Here is a 23,136-nt window from a genome sequence, read left to right on the forward strand (position 1 = left end):
TCAGCTCCCCTTGGGCATGGACTCGGCGTAGTAATTGTATTGCGAAACAGGCGAGAGGTAGGCGTAGACTTCACGGGGCAGATCGTCGGCCTTGATGGTGGCGGAAACTTCCAGTTCATCCTCCACGGCCAGATCAACCACCAGCGCTTCCTTGCGCGGAACATCAGCATGGTAGATGAGCACGGTGGGGCGCGCCGCCTTTGCGGGATTGGTGGCCAGCACCATACCTGTTGCGCCGTTGGAAAGCTGCACCAGCGTTCCCGGCGGGTACACGCCGAGGCAGCGGATGAACACGGAGACAATGCGGGCATCCAGCGTGCCAGCCTTCTTGGCCATGGCAAACAGCCACTTCAGCGCCTCGTGCGGGGTTGCGCCGCCGTTTTCATCGTTGAGCAAATTTTCATAGGCGTCCACCACATGCACGATACGCGCATAGGGCATGATGGCGTCTCCGCTCAATCCCTTGGGGAAACCGGAACCGTCCATTGCTTCGTGATGCTCAAGGATGATGCGCACGGCCTGCCGGGGAAAACCGGGCATTTCCAGCGCCTGCCTTGCCCCCTGCTCAGGGTGGGAGGTATAGTGCGATTTCAGCACGGAACTCATGGCCGTGGCCTTGCCGCCCTTGAGCTGCTGAATGGGTACCCTGCCCTTGCCTATATCGTGGAAAAGACCGCCCATGCCAAGAATATGCATGGCCTCGGCATCCAGCCCCATATCCTTGCCAACCATCATGGAAAGCACGGTTATGTTGAGCGCGTGGTAGTGCTTTTTCTCATCGGTGGGCTTGTTTGTCATCAGGCCCACAACCACGTCGGCATCGCCGAGAAAGGTATCCACCATGGCGCGGACGAGTTCACCGGCCTCATCAACGGCCTCACCCGATTTGGATGATATGCGCCGCATCACTTTGTTCACGCTGACCATGGTCTGATCGTACTGCTTCTCAAAGCGGGCAAAGCGGGCCTTGCGTTCCTTGTTGCGCTCAATGGTTTCGCGCTTGAGGCCCAGCAGTTCCTTGGATACGGGGGTACGGGGGCCAGCTTCGGCCTTGGCGGAATCGGCCTGCGCCTCATCAAGGGGAATGGGCAGTTTGTCGCACTTGTCCAGCACGCAGATGACGTGCTTTAAGCCGGACGCACGAATGATATCTATCTGCTCCTGCTTATCTATCTTGAAACTGCGGGAGGGAAAGGGCAGCGAGATCTCAGCCGTATCCAGACGCACGAAAACGCCCACACACAGCTGATCCACATGTATCGGATATTCAGTGAAGCCCATCAGCATACGCCTTCAAAAGGTTGCTGCCGGACCGGACCGCCCGCCTGCGCAGCAGACAGAAGACGGATGGTGGTGACGCATCACCTTAACCAGCGCATATTGTCATTCACCCCAAGTATATACCACATTACCCCTGGCGGCATGAGGGGTCAACAGGACTTTGGCCTTCACCCCGAACACATTTTATACAAAAAAACCCCCGATCAGAAAGACCGGGGGCTTGTCGTTTGCAATTGTGCCGCACATGGCACACCGGCGCTTACAGGGCTACTGCACGGTCCATACGGGCGAGGGTGCGTTCCTTGCCCAGCACTTCCATCACGTCCGGCAGGTTGGGGCCGCCCATGGCACCAACAAGAGCCACACGCAGGGGCGGACCTACGGCCTTGAACTTCAGGCCGTTGTCTTCCACGTACTTGGCCATCACATCGTGGGTGGTCTCCTTGGTAAAGGATTCCAGTCCTGCGAACAGGGCACGCATACCGGCCACATGCTTTTTGCCTTCTTCGGTCAGGGCCTTGGCAACCGCAGCCTCGTCATAGGCAAGCTCGGCATCCGCAACAAGCATGAAGCGCATGGCTTCTGCCAGTTCGGGCAAATCCTTGGCGCGTTCCTTCAAAAGCGGCACCAGCGCGGCCACATAGCCCTTGTCGGCTCCGGCAAAACCGGCTGCTTCCACAAAGGGATATACGAGACCGGCCAGCTCTGCATCGGGAGTGGCCTTCATGTAATGAGCGTTCAGCCACTGCAGCTTGTCAGGGTCGAAGCCCGCAGGCGAAGAACTGAGACCATCGGTGGAAAACTTCTCGATCAGCTCCTGCAGCTCGAAGATTTCCTGATCGCCGTATGCCCAGCCGAGGCGAACCAGATAGTTCACCAGAGCCTGCGGCAGGAAGCCCATCTTCTCATATTCCATGACGGAAAGCGCGCCATGACGCTTGGAAAGCTTTTTGCGGTCGGAACCCAGAATCATGGGCACATGGCCGAACTTGGGAATGGGAAAGCCCAGCGCCTCGTACAGCATGATCTGCTTGGGCGTGTTGCTCACATGGTCGTCACCGCGCAGCACATGGGTGATGTTCTGTTCGTGGTCGTCCACCACAACGGCAAGGTTGTAGGTGGGCGATCCGTCGCTGCGGCGGATGATCATGTCGTCCAGTTCAGTGTTGTCGAACCCGAGGGGGCCCTTCACAAGGTCCACCCACGAGGTCTTGCCGCTCACGGGAGCCTTGAAACGCACCACGCGGCCTTCGCCAGGGCCGAGATTCCGCGCACGGCACCTGCCATTGTACTTAGGCTTGTCTCCGGCTTCGCGGGCAGCCTCGCGCATGGCCTCCACTTCTTCGGGAGAGCACTCGCACCAGTAGGCCTTGCCCTCTTCGATAAGGCGGTCGATGTATTTGTTGTACACATCGTCACGCTGGCTCTGATAGATGGGGTCCGCATCCCAGTCCAGCCCGAGCCAGCGCATGGATTCGAGAATGGCGTCCGTGTATTCCTGTCTGGAACGTTCGCGGTCCGTATCCTCAATGCGCAGCACAAAACGGCCGCCCATCTTGCGGGCAAGCAGCCAGCTGAAAATGGCGGTACGCGCACCGCCGATATGCAGATGCCCCGTGGGTGAGGGGGCGAAACGGGTGACAACCTGACGGGAATCAACAGGATTCGTCATGTGGTACTTCTCCAAGACGCGCATGCTGCCGAAGATGCCGGTGCATGGCGGAAATATTGCTGTATGGAATGAACGGGTGGCAAACCTGCACGGAAACGGCAACGCCACAATTGACGCCGCATTTCTCCGTTACACGTCGGGAACGGAAGAAAGACAGACCGGACCGGAAAAACCGGCACAAACCGGACCGCTATTCTTCGACGGCTTCCACACCCTTCACTTCGCGCACTTCCTTGAGCACAAAGCGCTCAACGGTGTTGCGCAGGGTGACCTTGGACATGGGGCAGCCCTTGCAGCGTCCGGTCAGGCGGACCATCACGATACCCTTGTCGGTAATCTCCACAAGTTCCACATCTCCGCCGTCGTTCTGCAGGTACGGACGTACCTTGGCCAATGCGGCTTCCACTTTATCTCTCATATACCTGCTCCTGAAGGGAAGGTTCGGGGACTCGCCCCGGCGCAGTCGTTCTAGCGCCCTTGAAATGGTGTGTCAAACACTCATGGGTATCATGTAACACCCTGAAACGAGAAGCGGGAGACGTATGCCTCCCGCCTCGTTCAGTTCTTGCGTCTGATATGGGGTTTCCGGCCCGTCGGGCCCGAATCAGGCCGGAGCAACCGTCACCGTATACTTTCTGAGAAAATCAACGGGGTGGTAACTCAGCTTGGCCTTTCGCAGCCCTTCGTCATCAAGGTCCTGCTCGCGGTTCACATAGGTGTAGTCGGCACCTTCGGCAGCCACAAAGAGATTGTTGATGGCCTGGTATGCGCCGCGATATCCGTTGCGGGCCTTTTCAAAATGCACCACCAGCGTATCTTCCGTGAGCTTCTCGCCCACTGTATACGCGGCCATCTCGCCGTCAATGTAGATAGCGCCGCCCACCAGACCGGGAATGACATCCCACTCTTCCAGCACGCGCACAATGGCTTCGTTCTCCGCAAGCAGGGCTTCGGATTCTTCACATTCACGCCACTGGCACCATTCTTCCTGCAGGGCAATCACATGCTCCACGCAGTCCGGCGTAAGGGGGTGATACTCAAACATGTACTGCTTCTTGAACTGGTTCACATGGTTCTTCTTCTTGTGAAACTTGTTCCCGCTCAGGGTAGCCAGTTCTTCCGCGCTGTAGAGATAATCCCACTGCCCGCGGGCTTCTTCCACCTGCACGCGGTCGCCAAGCTGTGCCTGCCAAAGCTCCATGAGCTGCTGGGGCACACGGTTGAACACCCGCTCGCCGGCTTTGAGAAGCGGACACTGCGACCAGTCCACTTCGTTCCACGGGCCAAGCGGCGCCCAGTAGCGCACATCGGGCCGGGTCTGGCGCACCCACACGTGCGTGGTGCTCCACGCCCATTCCAGCCCGTATTCCTCGGCCCAGCCCCACAGGTTGGTGAAGCTGTAGTCCGATGAAGGCGACGGGCACTTGGCAAAACGTTCGTTATATTCGTGCATCCGATCAAGCGAGATCGGACTAAACTGCAGGTCTGACATTGGTCTTCGCTCCTTCAAGCGGGGGAGGACAGCATTCTTCCTCGGTCCTGCACCCCTTGTTGTTGCGCTTCATCATGCTGAACCGGTACCAGTCGCGCTTGAGCAGGATATACATCATCGCGCTGGACTGGAATATCTGGGAAATCAGCATGGCAAGATACACGCCTTCAGCATCCTTCCACACAAAGTGGCCAAGCGTATAGGCTATGGGCAGGCGCACCAGCCACGTTGCGGAGCTGTATACCGCAAAGGTGTATATGGTGGCCCCCGCTCCGGTCATTATGCCGCCCAGCGTCATGCTGGCCACCGTGAACGGGATGGAAAGGATGTTATACAAAAGATAGTTCACCGCCTGTCTGGCAACCGCGGGTTCCGGTGCCAGAAACGCCGCAAGCGGATCAATGAACGGATACATGCACACGGCCACAAGGGTCATGGAACCGCAGGCAATACCCGTCAGACGCAGGGCTATGCGCAGTGCCTCATCCTTGCGGCCCGCGCCGAGACTGTTCCCCACCAGAATGCTGCCCGTCATGTTGAAGGCAAACGCCGGCAGAAACAGCAGAGACTCCACACGCATGCCCGCCGTCATGCCCGCAAGCGCGTTCACATTATCGTTGGGCAGCGAGGCCGTAATGGCAAACAGCACCATATAGCCGAGATGCCACAACAGCTGCATGCCGCCCGTGGGCAGCGCCACCTTCAGCAGATACGGCAGGCCCTTGCGCACCCAGCGCAGAGGGGGAAAGGTCTCCGCCTTGAGCAGGCCGTGATGGTACAGCATGTACACGTTGAACAGTGTGGCTGCCGTGACGGAGGCAAAGGTGGCCCATGCCACCCCCTTGTAGCCGAAGTTCGGCAGGCCGAACCAGCCAAGACCGAACCCGAAGTCCGTAAACGCGTTCACCACGGCCGCAATGGCCGTGGAGGCAAGCGGCACAACCACAAGTTTCTGAGCCCTGAATACCGCGTTGGTCACCACCATCAGGTAATAGGCGGGCAACAGCATCAGGAACACATCGAGAAAATAGCCCGTTACAGGCAAAATCTCATCCGGAACCTGCAGAATGCCGAGGAACTGCCACTTGAAAAGCCGCCCCACCACCCATATGGCCGAGCCGAAAATCAGGCCGATATAGAGCACCAGCCCGATATAGCGAAAAGCCCTGCGCCGCAGCCCCGCACCGAACGACTGGCTTATGGCCGCAACGCTGCCGTTGGCCACCGCCATGCCGATAACGAGAAAGAAGAACAGACTCTGGGAAATAAGCCCCACCGCTGCCTGCACGCTTCGGTCAATCTGCCCGGCCACCCACACATCGATAAACCCGATGGAAAAGTGGAAGAACATCATCACGATCTGCGGCCACGAGAGGTTCCAGATATTTCTATACGAAGCCTGATCTGTTTCAGGCGCTGCTTTCATAGACATCAGACGATATACCAGTCCATTGATGACGGTTACACTTCCAGTATTACATAGTGCCTTACCAGCAGCACATGGTCAACCGACCGAAAGGGAACCATGTACCCTGGGGGGAACCGCCCTTGTCATGTCGGAAAAACCTTGCCACTGGAACACACTTCTTGTACAAAATATGTACAGAACTCTCACACAATCCGGACACGGAGGCATATCATGCGCATATTCAAGGAAGAGCAGGAGACCAAAAGGGTCATCTTCAATGTGGATGCGGAGCTGGCCGCACGGCTGGAACACGCCAAAAACCTGGCGAAACAGCTGGGCAAAAAGCTCAATGTGGATGCCGTGATCGACGAAGCGCTCAGCCGGTATCTGGAAGCTGCGGAGAAACAATTCTCCCGTATCAAAGGGGGGACGCGGGGTGTTTCCGAAGATCCCATCGTCATGGGCCCCTCGCCCGAAGATGCAGGCGAGATGGCATCCACCACGGCGGTACAGGTGCGGGCTTCCAGCAATCTGGCTCGAACGTCCGTCAAGCAGCAGAAAAAGTAGGCCCATACGGAAAAAAGTCAATTGCGGATATGGGTATTCCTCTGCCGCATGCAGCAGAAAAGCCTTCACAACCATATGACAAACGACAGCGGGGCCGCTTTCTTCAAGAAGAAAGCGGCCCCGCACCGTGCAGCAAAGAACGCCGCACATTGATCGGCAAGGTGCAGGCAGGCTGCTGCTGCAGTCCTGCATGTCCGGCAAGGAACAGTGCTTCCCTGTTGCATTCGAACCGACTCGTCGAGGGGCACACTCTGCGAATACTGGTCCTGCGCTCCAGCTGCTCCTTCCGTGCATGAGTCGGGCACCTTGGCCGAATCATGCGGAACACTTGAAAATTTTCCCGCCCCTGTTCAGACGGAATTGCGGCTGGCACCGGAATACATACCGGCTGCCACCACATCATTTCTGCCGCACCACTCATGCCGCCCGCCGATGGCAGTCGACGGACGGCATGAAAGCGGTGCGCCGCACCGGCTGGCATACCGGTGCTGCAATTCGCCGCGGTAATCCCCCATATGCACAATCAGGCCCCCGCCGGATGGACGCATGGTGGCGGACCACGTGTCGGGTGTCATCTCGACGGCCGGACCTTTCCGAAGAACCTTGCAGGGAAACCACGGAAAAGCGCCGGGAACGGCATACGGAGTTTCGCGAAGCGAATGTGGATCCGGGCGTGCCAACCGGCAGGGATTGCGTTGTTGGTTGTCTTGGGGAACAACACACCCGGAAACCTGTTCCGCATGAAGGAGGCGGCCCTCATGCGCAACTATCGTAACCGCCGCGCGGGCGGCAAATATCTATGCGTTATGCGCAGGCGCGAAAGCGTTCTGTCAGCTCTGCCGCTTCGGGATACATGGCAAGCAGGTCGGCAATGGTTTCGCGGCGGCGGATAAGTCTGGGCTTGCCGTCGGACTGGATGAGCACTTCGGCGGGGCGCAGGCGCTGGTTGTAGGGTGAGGTCATGACGTAGCCGTATGCCCCGGCATCCAGCATGCCGATGATGTCGCCTTCCATGATCTCGGGCAACTGGCGGTCCTTGGCGATGATGTCGCCGGATTCGCAGATGTTGCCCACAATGGACTGTTCCATGGTTGCGGAAACAGGTTCGCCGTCTTCGCGGTATATTTCCACGTCATGGAAGGAGTCGTACATGGCGGGGCGCACAAGGGTGTTGAAGCCGAGGTCCGTGCCCACAAAGCGCTTGGGACCGTTGTTCTTCACGCTGTAGCAGGTGCCGAGCAGCAGGCCGCATTCGGCCACGATGTAACGGCCGGGTTCGCACATGAAACGCCCCGTGTACCCGGTGCGCTCGGCAAACTCGCTGATGGTGGCATGGAAGGCCTCGCCCAACTTCTGCATATCGAGGCGGGCCTGCCCTTCATACTTGCGGTAGGGAATGCCGAAACCGCCGCCGAAGTCGATGATCTCAAGGGTATCCCACTGCTCCGCAATGGACAGCAGCACCTGCATGGCCTCGATGTAGCCATCCGGTTCCATGAACAGGGAACCGATGTGCATGTTCACGCCGCACAGGGTGAGGTTGTGGCGCTCTATGATGTCGCGCACCTCATCCATGGTTTCGGGATCGACCCCGAACTTGGTCTGCTTGCCGCCCGTTACCACCTTGGCGTGGTGTCCTGCCCCGATGCCGGGGTTGAAACGGATGACCACCTTGCCGCCGGGGTTGATCTCGCCGAACAGGTCGAGCTGCGAAAGAGAATCCACGCTCACGTACACGCCGTGATCAATGGCGAACTTGAGTTCTTCGGCAGAAACGTTGTTGGAGATGAACAGAATCTGGTCCGGCGTGAATCCGGCAGCCAGGTTCATGATGATCTCGCCGGGAGACATGGCGTCTACCACCATGCCCTCCTCGCGGATGATCTTGAGCAGGTGAATGTTCGTGTTCGCCTTGGCGGAATAGTTGGGCGTGAATCCCGGATGGGTGGAAAGAGCCTTTATCTCGCAACACCGGCGGCGGAGCATGTCTTCGTTATAGACATACAGGGTGCTGCCGTATTCTTCCACAAGCTCCATGGGCGTGTTGAGCCCGAAAAAATCCACGCTGTCCGTATAGGTGGAACGAACATTCGCCATTGCTAGTCTCCTGTCATGCCCCCCCGCAACCTGATCAGCTCTATTTCGTTCAAGAGCGCTTCACGCATCAGGTACACAAGGTGCTTGTTCTTTGAATACAGGCACTGCCCCTTGTTCACTTCAACCAACCCCACGATGACCTCGCTGGTGTCGGCTATCAGCTTCACGTTGCCGGTGCCCGCGTTGTTTTTCATATATTGCGCGCCCCTGATGCCGGGGTCCTCGTTACAGAGGATAACCACCTTCAGCCCGCGTTCCACACATCCCGAAATCTCGCTTCGCAGCAACGCCACGTTGGTTGAATGCATCGAGATGTATATGCGCAGTTCCGCCATCAGCATCATGTTCCGCATCTTGTCCAGCGTGTTCTCATAGCCGGAAACGGTCAGATACGGGGCCGCGCCCTCCTCCTGTTCGGGGAGGTTTTCTTCCAGAAATTCAATGGTCCTTGCGCAGGACCGCTTCAGGTTCAGCAGCAGCTCTTCCTTGGGGGTTGCCACATAGTTACTGGCGTCCTCGCTGGAAACAACCGCCCCGCCCTTTTCCACAAGGCTGGACAGCGCCGCGTATGCGTTGGAGCGGGAAATGCCCGCCACCTTGGCAGCCTCGTATCCAGTCATGCCACCGTGACGACTGAGCGTCACATACATGAGGGATTCCTGCTGCGTGAAACCGAACTTTTTGAGTGCTTGGATGAGTTCCATTGCTTCCTCAGTGGTACTAATTGGTACTACTATGCTTCCGTTCTCCGGAAGTCAATACCTCTGCCTGCGAATTGATAACTTTTTTCAACGCGAATCCGCGTCGATTTCAAACATATTCCTTACAAAACAACGCGGCACTATGGCGCTTCATTCCGGCAATGTCCACCATTGCGAAACAAACGCCGACCCGCGTGCAGCCTCTACCCAGCGCTCAGGTTCCAGTCAACCGGTTCCCGTCGGGGGCAAGCTGCCTTTTTCACGCACCGCGCACCATACTGTACCAGAATCCTGCACTCAGGTCGCCACGTACTCATATTGTCCTGCCTTTGGGTTGTTTCCAACATGACAACGCGTTACACTGCCCGTATTGTCCGGTCTGGATGTTGCCACCCGGATTGCTGCGGCCCGCAGGGGTACAAACCCTTCCGCCGCTGCTGCAACGGGAACGCCACCGCCGGATTATCGCACCAAGCTGCATGGAGACAGTATGGACATCATTCGCACCCTCGTGCACGAGCATACCCCGTATCTCATTGAAACCCGCAGGGATCTGCACCGCATTCCCGAACTGGCCTTTGAAGAAGTGAAGACCGCCGCCTTTGTGGCACAGGAGCTCGAAAACATGGGCCTTGCCGTGCGTACCGGCGTGGCAAAAACCGGCGTGGTAGCCATGCTGGAAACGGGACGCCCCGGCCCTGTGGTCATGCTCCGTGCCGACATGGACGCCCTGCCCATGACCGAATGCACCGGCCTTGAGTTCTGCTCCACTCATGCAGGCTGCATGCACGCCTGCGGACATGATACACACATGGCCATTCTGCTCACCACGGCCAAGGTGCTCTGTGCCATGCGCGATGAATTGTGCGGTACGGTTAAATTCGTGTTCCAGCCGGCGGAAGAATTTCCCGGCGGCGCCCGCCCCATGATCAATGAAGGCGTTCTCTACAGCCCCAAGGTGGATTACTGTTTCGGCCTGCACGTGTGGCCCGGCACCCCATCGGGAGCCGTTGCGGTAAAATCCGGCCCGCTCATGGCCGCCATGGACCGTTTCGAGGTCACCATCATCGGCAAGGGAGGACACGCCGCCAAGCCCCATGAATGCGTGGATGCGCTTGAGATAGGCACGCAGGCAGTGGGCGCGTTGCAACGCATCATCTCCCGCCAGATAGACCCTGTGCAGCCAGCCCTGCTCACCGTGGCGGTGTTCAATGCCGGACACGCCTTCAACGTGATAGCAGAAACCGCCACCTTCGGCGGCACCCTGCGCACCTTCGACAAGGGCGTGCGCGCCCGCTGGGAGGCACGCATGCGGCAGGTGGTGGGCGGCATTTGCGATGCCATGGGTGCGACATATGAATTTTCCTTCATAGACGGCTACCCGCCCCTCATCAATAATCCGGATATGGCAGATGTCATACGGCGGGCCGCCGCAGCAACTGCGGGCAAGGAAAATGTGCACGAGGCCACTCCCACCATGGGCGGAGAAGACATGGCCTATTATCTTGAGCAGGTTCCCGGTTGTTTCTTTTTTCTCGGCACCGGCTACGAAGGAGCCCACCCCATTCACAACCCGGCCTTCACCGTGGATGAAGCAGCACTGCCCGTAGGCGTGGAAACATTCTGCCGCGCAGTAAGGGAACTCCTTGTAACTGAATGACTTTTTCCCTTCCCTGTTGACTTTATCCGGTACAGTGGCGATTCTTAGCCCTTCAACCCTTTAAATGAGGAGACGTGCATGACTCAGGTCAAAGACGGCGATTCCGTAAAAGTCCATTACACCGGCACGCTGAATGACGGCACGGTGTTTGATTCATCCCGTGACCGTGAGCCTCTGGAATTCACCATGGGTTCCGGCATGCTTATTCCCGGCTTCGAATCCGCCGTCCTTGGTATGGGCGTCGGCAACACCACCAAGGTGACCATCGCTCCTGAAAACGCTTACGGAGAAGTGAACGAAGAACTCGTTCTGGATGTTCCCAGATCGCAGGTTCCCAGCCACATCACTCCCGAAGTGGGCATGATGCTGCAGCTGCAGACCGAAGAAGGCATGATGGAAGTTGTCATCGCCTCCGTGAATGATGATTCCATCGTGCTTGACGCCAACCACCCCCTCGCCGGTCAGGAACTGACCTTTGAAATCGAAGTGGTTGCCATCAACTAATCAGGCATAAAGCCCCGTATGCAACAGGCCGCTGTTCCTGAAAAAACAGCGGCCTTTTACTATTCATACTGAAAGGGCCGCCGCTCATTTGAGCGGCGGCCCTGCCTGTTTGTTAGGCTTTTGTCTGGCGCATGCCAGGCGTATGCCAGGCGTTGTCAGACATATGTCAGGCTGATGAGTCCTGAACCTGAAGGCTATAGCGATCCGATCTGGTAGGCGGCAGTGGCCACGGCCAGTGCAAACACCGTGTTGAATACGGTGGAGAATATTGCCCATCCCCACGAACCGGCTTCCTGCTTGATGGCTACCACCGTCACAAAGCACGGTGCGTAAAGCAGCACAAAGAGGAGCAGGGATATGCCGTTGGCCCGAGTCCAGTGCGGGTCGTTGGCAATACGCTCGGCAAGGGGCTGTGCTTCTTCGGCGTCCACTTCTCCCAGAGAATAGGCAGTGCCGAGGGTGGATACGATAACTTCCTTGGCTGCAAAGCCGCCCACCAGTGCTATGTTGGTGCGCCATTCAAAGCCCGCCCACTTGGTCACCGGCTCAAGGGCCACACCCACACGACCGGCAACCGAGTTGCGCAGTGCTTCTTCGCTTTCAAAGTTATTCACTTCCGACAGCTTTTCCTCGAATGCGGCAACATCCTTGCCTTCAGCCTGTGCCGCTTCCATCTGCGCAACGATTTCGGCACGCTGGGCTTCAATGGGAGCAAGCTGTTCATCGGAAAGCTTGGGGAAGGTCATGGCCAGCCACAGCAGGATGGAAATGGCCAGAATAACGGTACCGGCCTTCTTGATATACTGCCAGGTACGTTCCCAGGTGTGGATCATGAGACCACGCAGGGTGGGAACGCGATACGGGGGCAGCTCCATAACGAAAGGAGTGGCCTCGCCGCGGATGATGGTGGACCGCAGCAGCTTTGCCACCAGCAAGGCGGATACCCAGCCTGCCAGTGTGAGCGAGAACATCACGGCAGCCTGATTCTTTTCAAAGAACACGCCCACGATGAGCAGAAACACGGGCACCTTGGCACCGCATGCCATGAAGGGCGCGGTGAGCAGGGTTGCCAGCTTTTCCTTGGGGCTGCGCAGAGTACGGGATGCCATGACACCGGGAACGGCGCAGCCACCTGCAATACCGCCGGAGACAATGAAGGGCATGACGGAACAACCATGCAGGCCGAAGAAACGGAACACGCGGTCGAGCATGTAGGCTATGCGCGCCATGTAGCCGGAGTCTTCAAGGAATGCGATCTGGACAAACATGAACATGATCAGCGGCACAAAGCCCATAACGCCGCCCACGCCGTCAATAATGCCGGAAACAATAAGCGATTTCAGCATGCCGTCAGGCAGCAGATTGGAAACAGTCTCGTTGAGCCAGCCGAAGAAGGCTTCAACCCATCCCATGGGAACTTCGCCGATGGTGAAGGTCACCTGATAGATAAGGAAGAGAATACCGAGCATGATCAGCGGGCCGAACATGCGGTGCGTGAGCACCTGATCGATCTTGTCGGATACAGCAAGGCGGTCTTCCAGCGCATCAAGGCGGGAAACAACACCCTGCCGCAGGATGGAAGAAATATAGCCGTAACGGTAGTCGGCGATAACGGCTTCGGGATAGGTCTTCAGCGTTGCCTCAAGATGGTCCGCCACTTCACGTGCGCGGGCCTCAAGTTCGGTCGCCACGGCTCCGAGACCGCGGCCTATACGCTGAATCTCTTCGTCACTCTCAAGGTACTTGATGGCAACCCAGCGGGCGGGATAACGGTCGGTGAGAAACTGCTCGCGGTTGATGAGGGCGATCATTTCTTCCAGAACGGGATCAAGGTCGGGGCCGTATGAAATAACCAGAGGCTCCCACGGCTTGCCTGCCAGCTTGTCACCATTGGCCACTGCGGTCAGCATGAGGGATTCGATGCCTTCGCCGGTGCGGGCCACGGTTTCCACAACCGGCACCCCGAGCAGAGACTGCAGCTTGCGGGCATCAATGCGCATGCCCTGCTTTCTTGCTTCGTCCATCATGTTGAGCGCGATGGTCAGCGGGGCGCCCATTTCCAGAAGCTGCACGGCCAGATACAGGTTGCGCTCAAGCGCGCCTGCATTGACAACATCAACGACCATATCAGGACGCTCGTCAGCCACAACGCTGCGGGCGACAACTTCTTCCATGGTGTACGCGGTCAGGGAATAGGTGCCGGGCAGGTCGATAACCTGCACTTCCCGGCCGTCCACATAGGTGGTGCCCTGCTTCTTGTCTACGGTGATACCGGGGTAGTTGCCTACATGCTGGCGGGCACCGGTGATGGCATTGAACGCGGTAGTTTTGCCGGAGTTCGGGTTGCCGGCAAGAGCAACAGTAATTTTTTTAGACATTATTCGATTCCTGTACGTTCCTTGGCAAGCCTGATTACAGCGGTTCCACGGTGATGAAGTCGGCCTCGTTATTGCGCAGCGAGAGCGTAAAGCCCACCAGTCGCAGGGCAACGGGGTCACGCAGCGGGGCACGTCCGGTTATTTCGATTTCGGCTCCGGTGATAAGCCCCATGTCGCGGATTCTGCGTCCCAGCTCGCCGGACGCCGTAACGCTGTGAATCTTGGCTTTCTGCCCAACCTTGAGTTCCCGAAGGGGAAGAATAACGGACATACATTCTCCTCAGATATTCCGCTGCCGAAACGGCCGGCACGGGTACCGCGTTATCGTGAGATCAATTGATCTTGAAAATCGTTTTCAATATACGTTGCCAAAAAAAGTGCACTCGGTGCACAGACGTTTTCGGAGATGGCAACGAAAACCTGAACCAGTCGTTATCGCTCGCCGCAGCTTCCGCCGCAACCGCACGAACTTTCAGCGGACTTTGTTGCAGCATCCGAACGGATATGCCGCGCAGAACCGCAGCCTCCGCAACCGCCGGAGCAGCCGCACCCGTCAGAAAGCTTTTTCTTCATCTGCCGTCTGATAAGGTAGGCCGCAGCAGCAACCACAATAAGGACAACCCCAATGGTATCCCACATGTCAAAACTCCTTCCCCCGCCCAGCAGGGGCCGGGGCTAAGCTACCCTGCCCTTGGGCTGGGCGTCGTTTTCAAGAGGTTCACAGGTAACCAGTCCTGCCACTTCAATTCCCAGTGCCACGCACGATTCACGCACTCTGACACTGCAAGGGGCGCACACTTCCACGACAGTGCCGGGGGTAAGCCCCAGCGCGCAGAGTCTGCCTCGCTCCCTTGAACAGCCGCAATACCCCTTGATGGTGGCCTTGCAACCGGCAGGTACCTTATCCAATGTACAACAGTTCATGTAATTCCTCCGAAAACGTGAATCTCTACTATTCCAGTTGAAAATGATTGTCAAGTTCCTCTGCGTACAAATTGAAAATAATTATCATCCAACACCTTGTCATGACGTACGTCACATTTTTCCGATTCTTTTGAATAAAAAAAGGAAGCTCCGCAGAACTTCCTTTCAATCCGTATCCAAATCATGCCGTCAGTGCCTACAGCACCGGCCCGCTGCAGCCTTTACCGTATCTACAACTGCCGGCGGTCCACAACCCTGCGTATTTTGCCTTCCGTCCGTTCCAGCGTCTTGCGGCCCACAAAGACCACATCCATGGCAACGCCCAGCTCAGACGCCAGCTTACGCTTGATGCCTTCAAGGGCTTCACGCGCCACGCGCATGCGGTCGAACAGCAGGTTCTCGGAAACCTCCAGAAACACGGTGGCTTTGTCGAGCCGCCCTTCGCGCTCAAGGACGATCTGATAATGCGGCTCGGCCCCTTCCATGGCCAGAAGAACCGTTTCCACCTGCAGGGGGAACACGTTCACACCGCGGATAATCAGCATGTCGTCGCTACGCCCGATAATGCGGGCAATTCTCCGGAACCTGCGCCCGCAGGGGCAGACGTCGGGCAGCACGCGGGTCAGGTCGCCCGTGCGGAAGCGTATCATGGGGAATGCTTCCTTGGTCAGCGTGGTGATGACCAGCTCGCCCACTTCGCCGTCCGGCACCGGTTCACCCGTTTCGGGATGCACTATCTCGAAAAGGAAGTGATCCTCGTTCACATGCAGCCCCTGCCGCTCAAGACACTCACCCGCAATACCGGGCCCCATGACCTCGGAAATGCCGTAGTTATCCGTGGCAGTTACCTTGAGCCGGTTCTGAATCTCTTCACGCATGGCCTCGGACCATGCCTCTGCGCCGAAAAGCCCCCACTTGAGATGCAGGGAGTTGGGGTTAACGCCCATCTCCTCCATGGTATCCGCCAGATGCAGGGCATAACTCGGCGTGCAGCACAGGGCCGTGGTGCGGTAATCCTGCATGATCATGATCTGCTTGCGGGCATTGCCGCCGGAGCTGGGAATAACGGACGCCCCGAGCGTTTCCGCTCCATAGTGCAGACCGAACCCGCCGGTGAACAGGCCGTAATGGAAGGCTATCTGCACCACATCGTCACGCGTCATGCCGCCCATGGCAAGCACCCTTGCCACAAGGCGCGACCAGCGTTTGAGGTCGTTGCGGGTATAGCCCACCACAATGGGCTTGCCCGTGGTGCCGGAAGAGGACTGCAGCCGCACGACATCGCGCAGCGGCACGGCGAACAGTCCATAGGGATAGTTTTCGCGGATGTCCTGCTTGGTGGTAAAGGGCAGCTTGCGCAGATCGTCCATGGACCGGAAATCATCCGGATCAAGCCCCAGTTCCGCAAACCGCTGCCTGTATAACGGCACGTTGCGTGCCACCCGGTTGAGCGTGGCCTGCAGGCGTTCAAGCTGAAGGTCTTCCAGTTCAGCCCGCTCCATGCACTCTACGTCTTTTTCAAAATACATCGAGTCACCCCTGTGCGTTCCGGAACTCCGGTTATGGCGCTGTTACGCACCCTGCTCCGGCTGTATTTCGCGGTCAAGATCGCGCCCCAGATAGGCACGTTGCACGTCATTGTTCGCCAGCAATTCCCCTGCAGGCCCCTGCAGCAGAATGCGTCCGGTTTCAAGCACGTAGCCCCTGTCGGCAATGCGCAGCGCGGCACGGGCATTCTGTTCCACCAGCAGCACGGTTAGCCCCAAGGCATCGCGCAGCTTGAGAATATACCGGAAAATTTCCTTCGTCACCGTCGGCGCAAGGCCCATGCCCGGTTCATCCAGCAGCAGCATCTTCGGTTTAGCCATAAGCGCGCGTCCTATGGCCACCATTTGCTGTTCACCGCCGGAAAGCGTGCCGGCAGCCTGCAGGCGGCGTTCTTCAAGGCGGGGAAACATGGCGTAGACCTGTTCCAGCTCCGGGCGCACATCCGTTCTGCGCCCCAGCCTGTGGCGGGTAAACGAACCGAGCAGCAGGTTGTCTTCCACCGTCATCGGGCCGAAAACCAGCCGCCCTTCCGGCACATGGGATACACCGGCCCGCACTATGGCATCGGCCTGTGCGCGGGTGATGTCTCTGCCGTCAAATTCAATACTGCCGGAGGCAGGTCGCATAAGCCCAGATACCGCCGTGAGCATGGTGGTCTTGCCCGCACCGTTGGCCCCTATCAGCGCCACGATCTCGCCCTTGCCCACATGCAGCGAAGCACGGCGGACAGCCTGTATGCGCCCGTAGGCAAGGTCCACGTTCCGCAAGCGCAGCATGGTTATGCCTCCCTGCCGGTTTCTTCAGCGCTGTCGTCGGGGGCCGGACAGTCATCCGCACCGTCATCCGCATCGTCGTCCGCATCGCCATCCGGATAGTCTTCGTCATCAGTTCCCAGATACGCGGCAATGACGGCAGGATTGCGCTGTATTTCCAGCGGAGTGCCCGAAGCCAGCAACTCGCCGAAGCACAGGACGTAGATCATGTCGCTGACGTCCATGACCAGCTCCATGTCGTGCTCCACAAGGGCCACGGTAATGCCAAGCTCATCGCGCATGCGCCGTATGAGCGTCCCCAGCTCGCGTGTTTCCCGCATGTTCAGCCCTGCTGCCGGTTCATCCAGCAGCAACAGTTCCGGCTCGGCGGCAATGACGCGGGCCATTTCGAGCAGACGCTGGTTCCCATACGCCAACTCGCCCGCAGGCAAAGAGGCCATCTCCGCAATGCCCGTAAATTCCAGCGCGCGCATGGCCGCCTCTCTGCATTCCCGCTCCTCGCGGTGGTAGCGCGGCGTTTTGAAAAAGGCATCCAGCACGCCGTATGCGCCCTTGCGGTGGCGACCGGCCATCACGTTTTCCAGCACTGTCATGTTGGTAAAGACTTCAAGGTTCTGGAACGTGCGCAAAATGCCCTTGCCTGCGCGCACATGCGGCGGCTGCGCATCCACCCGTTCCCCCCGCAGCGATATGCTGCCGGAGGTCATGGGAACCATGCCCGTAAAGGCGTTCAGCAGGGTTGTCTTGCCTGCACCGTTGGGGCCGATGACGGACGTTATCTGCCCCTCGGCCAGCACGCAGGATACGCCATCCAGCGCCTTCACACCGCCGAAGCGCACCCCCACATCTGCACAGTGCAGCATGACGTCAGTCATGACGTTAGGCATGACGTTAGGCATGACGTCAGGCATGACCTTGGGCATGACCTTGGGCATAGCGTCTGGCATAGCGTCTGGCATGACATCAGACATGGGAGTCTCCTTCCGGTGCGGTCGGCCGCTGTCCGTTGCGCCGCATCTTTCTGACAAGCGTGGTCAGTCCGCCTGCCAGCCCATGCGGCATGAACATCATGCACAGCACGAGCAGGCCGCCATAGACCAGCGTTTCCACACTCTCGAACACGCGCAGGAACTCCGGCAGCGCCGTGAGGAAAAAGGCACCGGCGACAGCCCCCCAGACAGAGGCCATGCCCCCCACAACCACCATGACGATAAGCTGGACGGAGAAGTGAAAGCCGAAGGAGGAAGGGGCCACAAACCCCAGATAATGGGCATACAGAAATCCCGCCACAGCCGCATAGATTGCGGACAGCACAAAGACGAACAGCTTGTAGCGGGCAATATCCACACCGATGCACATGGCGGCCTTTTCACTGGTGTGAATGGCCATGAGAGCCCGCCCGAAGCGCGACCGGATAAGATTGAGCGAGAGCAGCAGCACCAGACTGAGCACCGCTGCCACCACATAGAAATATTCCGTATCGTCCCACAGCTCACGCCCGAAGAGGGCAAGGCGGGGAATGCCCACCATGCCGGAAGGCCCGCCCGTAAGCTCAATGGATTCATTAAAGAAGATGTAAACGATAATGCCGAAGCCGAGCGTGCCCATGGCCAGATAATGGCCTGTGAGCTTGAGGGTGGGAATGCCCACAAGCAGCGCCACGGCGGCGGCAAGCCCCACGGCGATGAGAAACCCCGTACCCATGGAAAGCCCGTAGGTTGCGGTGGCAATGCCCGTGGCATAGGCGGCTATGCCGTAGAATGCCGCATGCCCGAGCGATATCTGCCCCGCAAACCCGAGCAGGAGGTTCAGCCCCACCACGATAATGGCATTGATGCAGGCCAGCGTGAGGGTGCTTACATAGTAAGGGTTGGGAAGCACATAGGGCATGCAGAGCATGGCCGCGAAAAAGAGCCCCACCGGCAGCGCGGAACCACCGGCAAGACGGGAGAGGATTCCGTTGCGGCTCATACGCGCTTCACCTCCGCCTTGCCGAACAGGCCGGAAGGCCGGACAAAGAGCAGCAGCAACAGGATGATGAACGCAAACGCATCCTTGTAGGCCGAGGAAATGACACCTGCTCCGAAGGATTCCAGCACGCCGATCATCAGCCCCCCTGCGGCCGCACCAAAGGGATTGCCCAGCCCGCCGAGTATGCAGGCGGCAAAGCCCTTGAGCCCCAGCAGTATGCCCACGTCGAACGAGGTCATGGTCATGGGTGCAAGAATCACCCCGCCCACAGCCCCCACAAGGGCCGAAATCATGAACGAGAGCAGCACCATGTGCTCAACGCTTATGCCCACAAGCCATGCGGCCTTGCGCTGGTATGAGCAGGCGAGCATGGCCTTGCCGAAAATAGATTTGCGGAAAAAGGTCCGCAGCGCATAGAGAACAACGGAAGAAATGCCCAGAATCCACAGGCTCTGCGGCATCAGGGCTGCACCTGCCACCATGATGGGCTGCGTTCCTGAAAAATGCGGCAGCGTATGCGTATCCTTATCCCACAACAGCATCACAATGCTGCGGATGAGAATGGAAATGCCTATGGTGATGATCACAAGGTTTATGGGCGGCGCGTTGCGCACAGGACGTATGGCAAGCCGTTCAACCAGAGCTCCCGCCAGCGTTGCGCCGAGCACGGCCAGCACAACCGAAACAGGCAGCGGCAGCCCCAGAGCAGCCTGACAGATGACGGCCAGCATGCCGCCCAGCATGACAAACTCACCCTGTGCAAAATTGATGAGGCCGGTGGTATTGAAAATGATGGTGAAGCCCAGACCGGTCAGCCCATAAGTGGCCCCCACGGTCAGGCCGGAAAAGAGGTATTGCAGAAAACTGGATGCATCCATCATATCAACCGCCATCAAGAGTGATGCCCGCGCCTTGTTTCCTTCCCTGCCGATGCAGACAGGGAATCCCAAAGTCACAGGACCCGACACACCCGCGGGAGCATGCGCAGCATTGCGCATTTCCGCACAGGTCCGCAGACCGCCGCAGCCGGTTCCTTCTGCAGCGGTATGACCCGTTGCAGCCCGTCAACAGCGGGTAAATAAACTCGGCGAGGGGCCAATCTCGCTTCTTTTTTACCCTTTTGTCAACTTCGATGATGACGAAAGGACATTTTCCCTGCCCAAAGCTGCGGATACGCGCAATCCATAAAAAATCCCCGCCGGAGCGGGGAAGCAGACTGCCGATAAAGTCATTTCTGGTATTTTTTGGCTCCGGCGGGCAGGAACCTACCGTTCCTGCACCTCGGATACGCGATAAAAAACCGTTTTGGGACCTTAGTTCCGGCTTAACGGGCATCTGAATTCCTGAAAGCGAAATTTTTCATTACCCTGGAGCCCCCCGAAACGGGACTGTATCATCACACGTCCATAATCGAATCCGACCCCTCACGGGAACGGCCGACATTGTCCACAAGCTCGTCGAACCCGTCCCCTGTCCACGGCTGACCGACCATACGGCCGTACAGGTCGCGTGCCTCGTCAAAGCCGCCGTTGATGCGCAGCGCCGTGACCAGAGCCTCCATGCCCTTGTCCCGCTCTTCAAGCAGATAGTAGGCTTTGGAGAGGTTGAAATAAATGTTCTCGTCTCCCGGCGATATCTCCAGCGCCTGCTGATAGGCCCGCACGGCTCCCTGCAGATCACCGTTTCTGCGCAGCCGCACCCCGAGTGTGTTGAAGGGATTAATGGCGGTGCTGTCCACCTTAAGGATTTCGATGAACAGTTCCTTCACCTCTTCCAGCCGGTCAAACTGGGCATAGGTATCTGCCGCCTTTTTCAGGTAGCGTTCATACCCATCCATATCGCCCTTGCCGCGGAAGGCCTCGGCAAGCCCCTGATACGCCTCGGCAAACAATTCGTTGATCTTGATGGCCTTGTTGAAGGAGACAATGGCCTTGCCGAACTTCTGCCTGAGCAGGTAACGGCAGCCCATGTCGTAATACTGCTGCGCCTCGTCGTGCAGGGCGATAATTTCTTCAAATTCCTCGATGGCATCGTCGTAGCGGCCCATGGCGAGCAGCTGCTTGGCATCGCTGATCTGCTGTTCTTCTATTTCGGTGAAGGTGGTGAGCTTGAGCGCCGTCCCCACATGCCGCTCGAAGGTGTCCACGGAATAGGGCCGCAGAATGTATCCGGCGCATCCTGCCGCAATGGCATCGAGCACTGCGTTGCGGTCGTTTTCCGCCGTCACCATGACCACGGGAATCTGCTTGAGGGTGGCATTCTTCTTGAGCAGACGCAGAAAACTGCGGCTGTCCATGTCGCCGATGTTATTATCGCAGAGAATGATGTCGCAGGGGTTGGAGCACAGATAGCCGAACGCCTCCAGCCCGGAGGCAAAGCTGGCTCCCAGAGTCAGGCGCTGACGGGAAATAGCCGCCCTGTCCTGCTCTTCATGTTCCTTGCGGGATGTCACGAGCACCACCTTGGGTGCATTCTCCCTCAATCGCATCATATTTCCCCCGTGCCTCACGCAAAAGGCCGCTACCCCACATGCAGTGAACAATGCATAACATGAGAAAGAGTAAGCGGTTTTTCCGGCCATATCAAGGCGATGTCGCGGATGAATTGGAGAAAAATCACCCTCACGCTCTTTCCGATACAGGGAACACCCTTGCGGATTTATGCCGGTGTGTGCAAAACAGCATGAGCGCAAGGCCGCAACCACATGAACATTGCATGAACATTGCGCGAACTTCGCACCAACACCGCACATACATTGTCACTAGCACCGCCAAAGGAGTCCCCCATGCCCCACAGCCCCGCCACGGTTCCGTCTTTGAACGACCGGACGCCGCTGCTGGATGTCCGCGACCTGACCACCGTGTTTCACACAACGCGGGGAACGGTAACCGCCGTGGACGCTCTCAGCTTCACTCTGAGAACGGGCAGAACACTGGGAATAGTGGGAGAATCCGGTTGCGGCAAAAGCGTTACCGCCCTCTCGATCATGCGCCTGCTTTCTCTGCCTGCGGGAGAAACCGTGGCAGGAAGCGTCCTCTTCGAGGGCAAAGACCTGCTCAAGCTCACGGAAAAGGAAATGCGCTCGGTACGCGGCAACGATATTTCCATGATCTTTCAGGAGCCCATGACCTCGCTTAACCCCGTCTTCAAAGTGGGAGAACAGGTAGCCGAGGTCATTCGCCTGCATAGAACAGCCGACAGAAAAAGCGCATGGAACGAAGCAGTGGAACTCCTGCGCAAAGTGGGCATTCCGGCACCGGAGCGGCGTGCGGAGGAATACCCCCACCAGATGAGCGGCGGCATGCGCCAGCGCGTGATGATAGCCATTGCCCTTGCCTGCTCCCCCAAGCTCATCATCGCGGATGAGCCGACCACCGCGCTGGATGTCACCATTCAGGGGCAGATTCTGGATCTCATGAAGGACCTGTCGCAAAGCACTGGCTCCGCGCTCATGCTCATAACCCACGACCTTGGCGTGGTGGCGGAAACGGCAGAAGACGTGATTGTCATGTACGCAGGCAGAATCGTGGAACATTCACCCGTGCACGACCTGTTCAACACGCCTCTTCATCCCTACACGCAGGGGCTGCTGCAATCACTGCCTGAGCATCCCCTCAGGCTTGCCAGTCATGGCGCATTGCGCAAACCGCTCAGGGCCATACCCGGAACTGTCCCCTCACTGCACAACCTGCCCCCCGGCTGCAAATTCAACGACCGCTGCCCGCATGCCTTTGATCGCTGCCACAACGAGGAACCCGGCCTTATAGCCGCCTCGGAAACACATCAGGTACGCTGCTGGCTGCATGCCTGATACACGCGCAGCCTGTCAGTCTGGAACTACCGGCAGATTCAGCCCGTCTCCCAGACCATGACTCAGCAATAAAAAAAGGGCGGTATATAACCGCCCTTTTCACTACCCTCCAAGGGTAGTAAGGATCGCCCCAAAATGCTTCAGTCACCTGAAGCGTGCCACCTGCAGAAAATAACGGAAGAGACACCCGGCCTGCGGACCCGGCCCGCATATGGTCTACACATGCGCTATGCGGCATCCGCCCTCGGCAGCCATCTCCGTCCTCTGCTTTCTGCACCTTTTTGAAATTCTGTGCTATTAGGTAAAACCCCACTTTTTGAGGTAGGGTTTTTCCCACTTTGCAACATTT

Annotated in this window: 22 protein-coding genes; 4 read left to right on the top strand and 18 right to left on the bottom strand. The window is 58.0% G+C overall.

The features are described from left to right. From HUV30_RS01260 to HUV30_RS01280, 5 genes are all read right to left on the bottom strand, one after another. Complete coding sequence (locus HUV30_RS01260) at positions 1 to 1,281, bottom strand: cyclic di-GMP phosphodiesterase (protein WP_174403583.1); 1,281 nt, start codon at positions 1,279 to 1,281, stop codon at positions 1 to 3. A 259-nt stretch (positions 1,282 to 1,540) separates the two neighbouring features. After that, the gene (gene gltX, locus HUV30_RS01265) at positions 1,541 to 2,953 is read right to left on the bottom strand and encodes a glutamate--tRNA ligase (RefSeq protein ID WP_174403584.1); all 1,413 of its coding nucleotides are present in this window, start codon (positions 2,951 to 2,953) and stop codon (positions 1,541 to 1,543) included. Between the two features lie 190 nt (positions 2,954 to 3,143). Beyond that, positions 3,144 to 3,371 carry a NifU family protein gene (locus HUV30_RS01270; protein ID WP_174403585.1) on the bottom strand — a complete coding sequence of 76 codons (228 nt, stop codon included), beginning with the start codon at positions 3,369 to 3,371 and terminating at the stop codon, positions 3,144 to 3,146. A gap of 186 nt (positions 3,372 to 3,557) precedes the next feature. Further along, entirely contained in the window at positions 3,558 to 4,445 is an 888-nt protein-coding gene (locus HUV30_RS01275; RefSeq protein WP_174403586.1) for a DUF2156 domain-containing protein, read from the bottom strand. Then, entirely contained in the window at positions 4,426 to 5,877 is a 1,452-nt protein-coding gene (locus HUV30_RS01280; RefSeq protein WP_174403587.1) for an MATE family efflux transporter, read from the bottom strand. The genes HUV30_RS01275 and HUV30_RS01280 overlap by 20 nt, the downstream gene beginning before the upstream one ends. Before the next feature lie 207 nt (positions 5,878 to 6,084). Here HUV30_RS01280 and HUV30_RS01285 point away from each other — a divergent pair, with 207 nt between their 5' ends. After that, positions 6,085 to 6,420 carry a hypothetical protein gene (locus HUV30_RS01285; RefSeq protein WP_174403588.1) on the top strand — a complete coding sequence of 112 codons (336 nt, stop codon included), beginning with the start codon at positions 6,085 to 6,087 and terminating at the stop codon, positions 6,418 to 6,420. 350 nt (positions 6,421 to 6,770) lie between these two features. Here the strand turns inward: HUV30_RS01285 and HUV30_RS01290 are convergent, their stop codons facing one another. From HUV30_RS01290 to HUV30_RS01300, 3 genes are all read right to left on the bottom strand, one after another. Continuing rightward, entirely contained in the window at positions 6,771 to 6,995 is a 225-nt protein-coding gene (locus tag HUV30_RS01290) for a hypothetical protein (protein ID WP_174403589.1), read from the bottom strand. A 229-nt stretch (positions 6,996 to 7,224) separates the two neighbouring features. Then, the gene (gene lysA / locus HUV30_RS01295; RefSeq protein WP_174403590.1) at positions 7,225 to 8,517 is read right to left on the bottom strand and encodes a diaminopimelate decarboxylase; all 1,293 of its coding nucleotides are present in this window, start codon (positions 8,515 to 8,517) and stop codon (positions 7,225 to 7,227) included. A 2-nt stretch (positions 8,518 to 8,519) separates the two neighbouring features. Then, positions 8,520 to 9,221: a TrmB family transcriptional regulator gene (locus HUV30_RS01300; protein ID WP_174403591.1), complete on the bottom strand. Its 702-nt coding sequence runs from the start codon at positions 9,219 to 9,221 to the stop codon at positions 8,520 to 8,522. Between the two features lie 487 nt (positions 9,222 to 9,708). On the opposite strand from HUV30_RS01300, the gene HUV30_RS01305 reads away from it, so the two are divergent. Together HUV30_RS01305 and HUV30_RS01310 are read left to right on the top strand one after the other, a co-directional pair. Further along, entirely contained in the window at positions 9,709 to 10,878 is a 1,170-nt protein-coding gene (locus tag HUV30_RS01305; protein WP_174403592.1) for a M20 metallopeptidase family protein, read from the top strand. Between the two features lie 78 nt (positions 10,879 to 10,956). Then, the gene (locus HUV30_RS01310; protein ID WP_174403593.1) at positions 10,957 to 11,382 is read left to right on the top strand and encodes an FKBP-type peptidyl-prolyl cis-trans isomerase; all 426 of its coding nucleotides are present in this window, start codon (positions 10,957 to 10,959) and stop codon (positions 11,380 to 11,382) included. Positions 11,383 to 11,576: 194 nt separating this feature from the next. Here HUV30_RS01310 and feoB read toward each other — a convergent pair whose 3' ends face one another. The 10 genes from feoB to HUV30_RS01360 all read right to left on the bottom strand — a co-directional run bounded on the left by feoB (position 11,577) and on the right by HUV30_RS01360 (position 21,467). Beyond that, entirely contained in the window at positions 11,577 to 13,760 is a 2,184-nt protein-coding gene (gene feoB, locus HUV30_RS01315) for a ferrous iron transport protein B (RefSeq protein WP_174403594.1), read from the bottom strand. A 34-nt stretch (positions 13,761 to 13,794) separates the two neighbouring features. Further along, a complete protein-coding gene (locus tag HUV30_RS01320) occupies positions 13,795 to 14,031 on the bottom strand; it encodes a FeoA family protein (protein ID WP_174403595.1) in 237 nt (78 codons plus the stop codon). A 161-nt stretch (positions 14,032 to 14,192) separates the two neighbouring features. After that, on the bottom strand, positions 14,193 to 14,399 hold the full coding sequence (locus tag HUV30_RS01325; RefSeq protein WP_174403596.1) for a FeoB-associated Cys-rich membrane protein: 207 nt from the start codon (positions 14,397 to 14,399) through the stop codon (positions 14,193 to 14,195). Positions 14,400 to 14,435: 36 nt separating this feature from the next. After that, on the bottom strand, positions 14,436 to 14,684 hold the full coding sequence (locus HUV30_RS01330) for a FeoA family protein (RefSeq protein WP_174403597.1): 249 nt from the start codon (positions 14,682 to 14,684) through the stop codon (positions 14,436 to 14,438). 230 nt (positions 14,685 to 14,914) lie between these two features. After that, a complete protein-coding gene (locus HUV30_RS01335) occupies positions 14,915 to 16,213 on the bottom strand; it encodes a phenylacetate--CoA ligase family protein (RefSeq protein ID WP_174403598.1) in 1,299 nt (432 codons plus the stop codon). Between the two features lie 42 nt (positions 16,214 to 16,255). Further along, positions 16,256 to 17,008, bottom strand: a complete 753-nt coding sequence (locus tag HUV30_RS01340) for an ABC transporter ATP-binding protein (protein WP_174403599.1) — start codon at positions 17,006 to 17,008, stop codon at positions 16,256 to 16,258. A gap of 2 nt (positions 17,009 to 17,010) precedes the next feature. Further along, on the bottom strand, positions 17,011 to 17,976 hold the full coding sequence (locus HUV30_RS01345) for an ABC transporter ATP-binding protein (protein WP_308480853.1): 966 nt from the start codon (positions 17,974 to 17,976) through the stop codon (positions 17,011 to 17,013). Next, a complete protein-coding gene (locus HUV30_RS01350; protein ID WP_174403600.1) occupies positions 17,969 to 18,976 on the bottom strand; it encodes a branched-chain amino acid ABC transporter permease in 1,008 nt (335 codons plus the stop codon). Before HUV30_RS01350 ends, HUV30_RS01345 begins: the two co-directional genes overlap by 8 nt. After that, positions 18,973 to 19,854: a branched-chain amino acid ABC transporter permease gene (locus tag HUV30_RS01355; protein WP_174403936.1), complete on the bottom strand. Its 882-nt coding sequence runs from the start codon at positions 19,852 to 19,854 to the stop codon at positions 18,973 to 18,975. The genes HUV30_RS01350 and HUV30_RS01355 overlap by 4 nt, the downstream gene beginning before the upstream one ends. A gap of 518 nt (positions 19,855 to 20,372) precedes the next feature. Then, positions 20,373 to 21,467: a tetratricopeptide repeat protein gene (locus tag HUV30_RS01360; RefSeq protein WP_174403601.1), complete on the bottom strand. Its 1,095-nt coding sequence runs from the start codon at positions 21,465 to 21,467 to the stop codon at positions 20,373 to 20,375. A gap of 294 nt (positions 21,468 to 21,761) precedes the next feature. Here HUV30_RS01360 and HUV30_RS01365 point away from each other — a divergent pair, with 294 nt between their 5' ends. Next, positions 21,762 to 22,787 (top strand): ABC transporter ATP-binding protein, encoded by a 1,026-nt coding sequence (locus tag HUV30_RS01365; RefSeq protein WP_174403602.1) that lies wholly within the window; start codon positions 21,762 to 21,764, stop codon positions 22,785 to 22,787. The last annotated feature ends 349 nt before the right edge of the window (positions 22,788 to 23,136 follow it).

It is taken from the genome of Desulfovibrio subterraneus, from assembly GCF_013340285.1.
GTDB lineage: Bacteria > Desulfobacterota > Desulfovibrionia > Desulfovibrionales > Desulfovibrionaceae > Halodesulfovibrio > Halodesulfovibrio subterraneus.

Coding starts and splice junctions, on each gene's coding strand:
- HUV30_RS01365 (WP_174403602.1), top strand. CDS start 21,762: ATGCCCCACAGCCCCGCCACGGTTCCGTCTTTGAACGACCGGACGCCG.
- HUV30_RS01355 (WP_174403936.1), bottom strand. CDS start 19,854: ATGGATGCATCCAGTTTTCTGCAATACCTCTTTTCCGGCCTGACCGTG.
- HUV30_RS01330 (WP_174403597.1), bottom strand. CDS start 14,684: ATGAACTGTTGTACATTGGATAAGGTACCTGCCGGTTGCAAGGCCACC.
- HUV30_RS01300 (WP_174403591.1), bottom strand. CDS start 9,221: ATGGAACTCATCCAAGCACTCAAAAAGTTCGGTTTCACGCAGCAGGAA.
- HUV30_RS01320 (WP_174403595.1), bottom strand. CDS start 14,031: ATGTCCGTTATTCTTCCCCTTCGGGAACTCAAGGTTGGGCAGAAAGCC.
- HUV30_RS01335 (WP_174403598.1), bottom strand. CDS start 16,213: ATGTATTTTGAAAAAGACGTAGAGTGCATGGAGCGGGCTGAACTGGAA.
- HUV30_RS01275 (WP_174403586.1), bottom strand. CDS start 4,445: ATGTCAGACCTGCAGTTTAGTCCGATCTCGCTTGATCGGATGCACGAA.
- HUV30_RS01305 (WP_174403592.1), top strand. CDS start 9,709: ATGGACATCATTCGCACCCTCGTGCACGAGCATACCCCGTATCTCATT.
- HUV30_RS01350 (WP_174403600.1), bottom strand. CDS start 18,976: ATGAGCCGCAACGGAATCCTCTCCCGTCTTGCCGGTGGTTCCGCGCTG.
- HUV30_RS01340 (WP_174403599.1), bottom strand. CDS start 17,008: ATGCTGCGCTTGCGGAACGTGGACCTTGCCTACGGGCGCATACAGGCT.
- HUV30_RS01290 (WP_174403589.1), bottom strand. CDS start 6,995: ATGACACCCGACACGTGGTCCGCCACCATGCGTCCATCCGGCGGGGGC.
- HUV30_RS01360 (WP_174403601.1), bottom strand. CDS start 21,467: ATGATGCGATTGAGGGAGAATGCACCCAAGGTGGTGCTCGTGACATCC.
- HUV30_RS01285 (WP_174403588.1), top strand. CDS start 6,085: ATGCGCATATTCAAGGAAGAGCAGGAGACCAAAAGGGTCATCTTCAAT.
- lysA (WP_174403590.1), bottom strand. CDS start 8,517: ATGGCGAATGTTCGTTCCACCTATACGGACAGCGTGGATTTTTTCGGG.
- HUV30_RS01310 (WP_174403593.1), top strand. CDS start 10,957: ATGACTCAGGTCAAAGACGGCGATTCCGTAAAAGTCCATTACACCGGC.
- feoB (WP_174403594.1), bottom strand. CDS start 13,760: ATGTCTAAAAAAATTACTGTTGCTCTTGCCGGCAACCCGAACTCCGGC.
- HUV30_RS01280 (WP_174403587.1), bottom strand. CDS start 5,877: ATGTCTATGAAAGCAGCGCCTGAAACAGATCAGGCTTCGTATAGAAAT.
- HUV30_RS01260 (WP_174403583.1), bottom strand. CDS start 1,281: ATGGGCTTCACTGAATATCCGATACATGTGGATCAGCTGTGTGTGGGC.
- HUV30_RS01325 (WP_174403596.1), bottom strand. CDS start 14,399: ATGTGGGATACCATTGGGGTTGTCCTTATTGTGGTTGCTGCTGCGGCC.
- HUV30_RS01270 (WP_174403585.1), bottom strand. CDS start 3,371: ATGAGAGATAAAGTGGAAGCCGCATTGGCCAAGGTACGTCCGTACCTG.
- gltX (WP_174403584.1), bottom strand. CDS start 2,953: ATGACGAATCCTGTTGATTCCCGTCAGGTTGTCACCCGTTTCGCCCCC.
- HUV30_RS01345 (WP_308480853.1), bottom strand. CDS start 17,976: ATGTCTGATGTCATGCCAGACGCTATGCCAGACGCTATGCCCAAGGTC.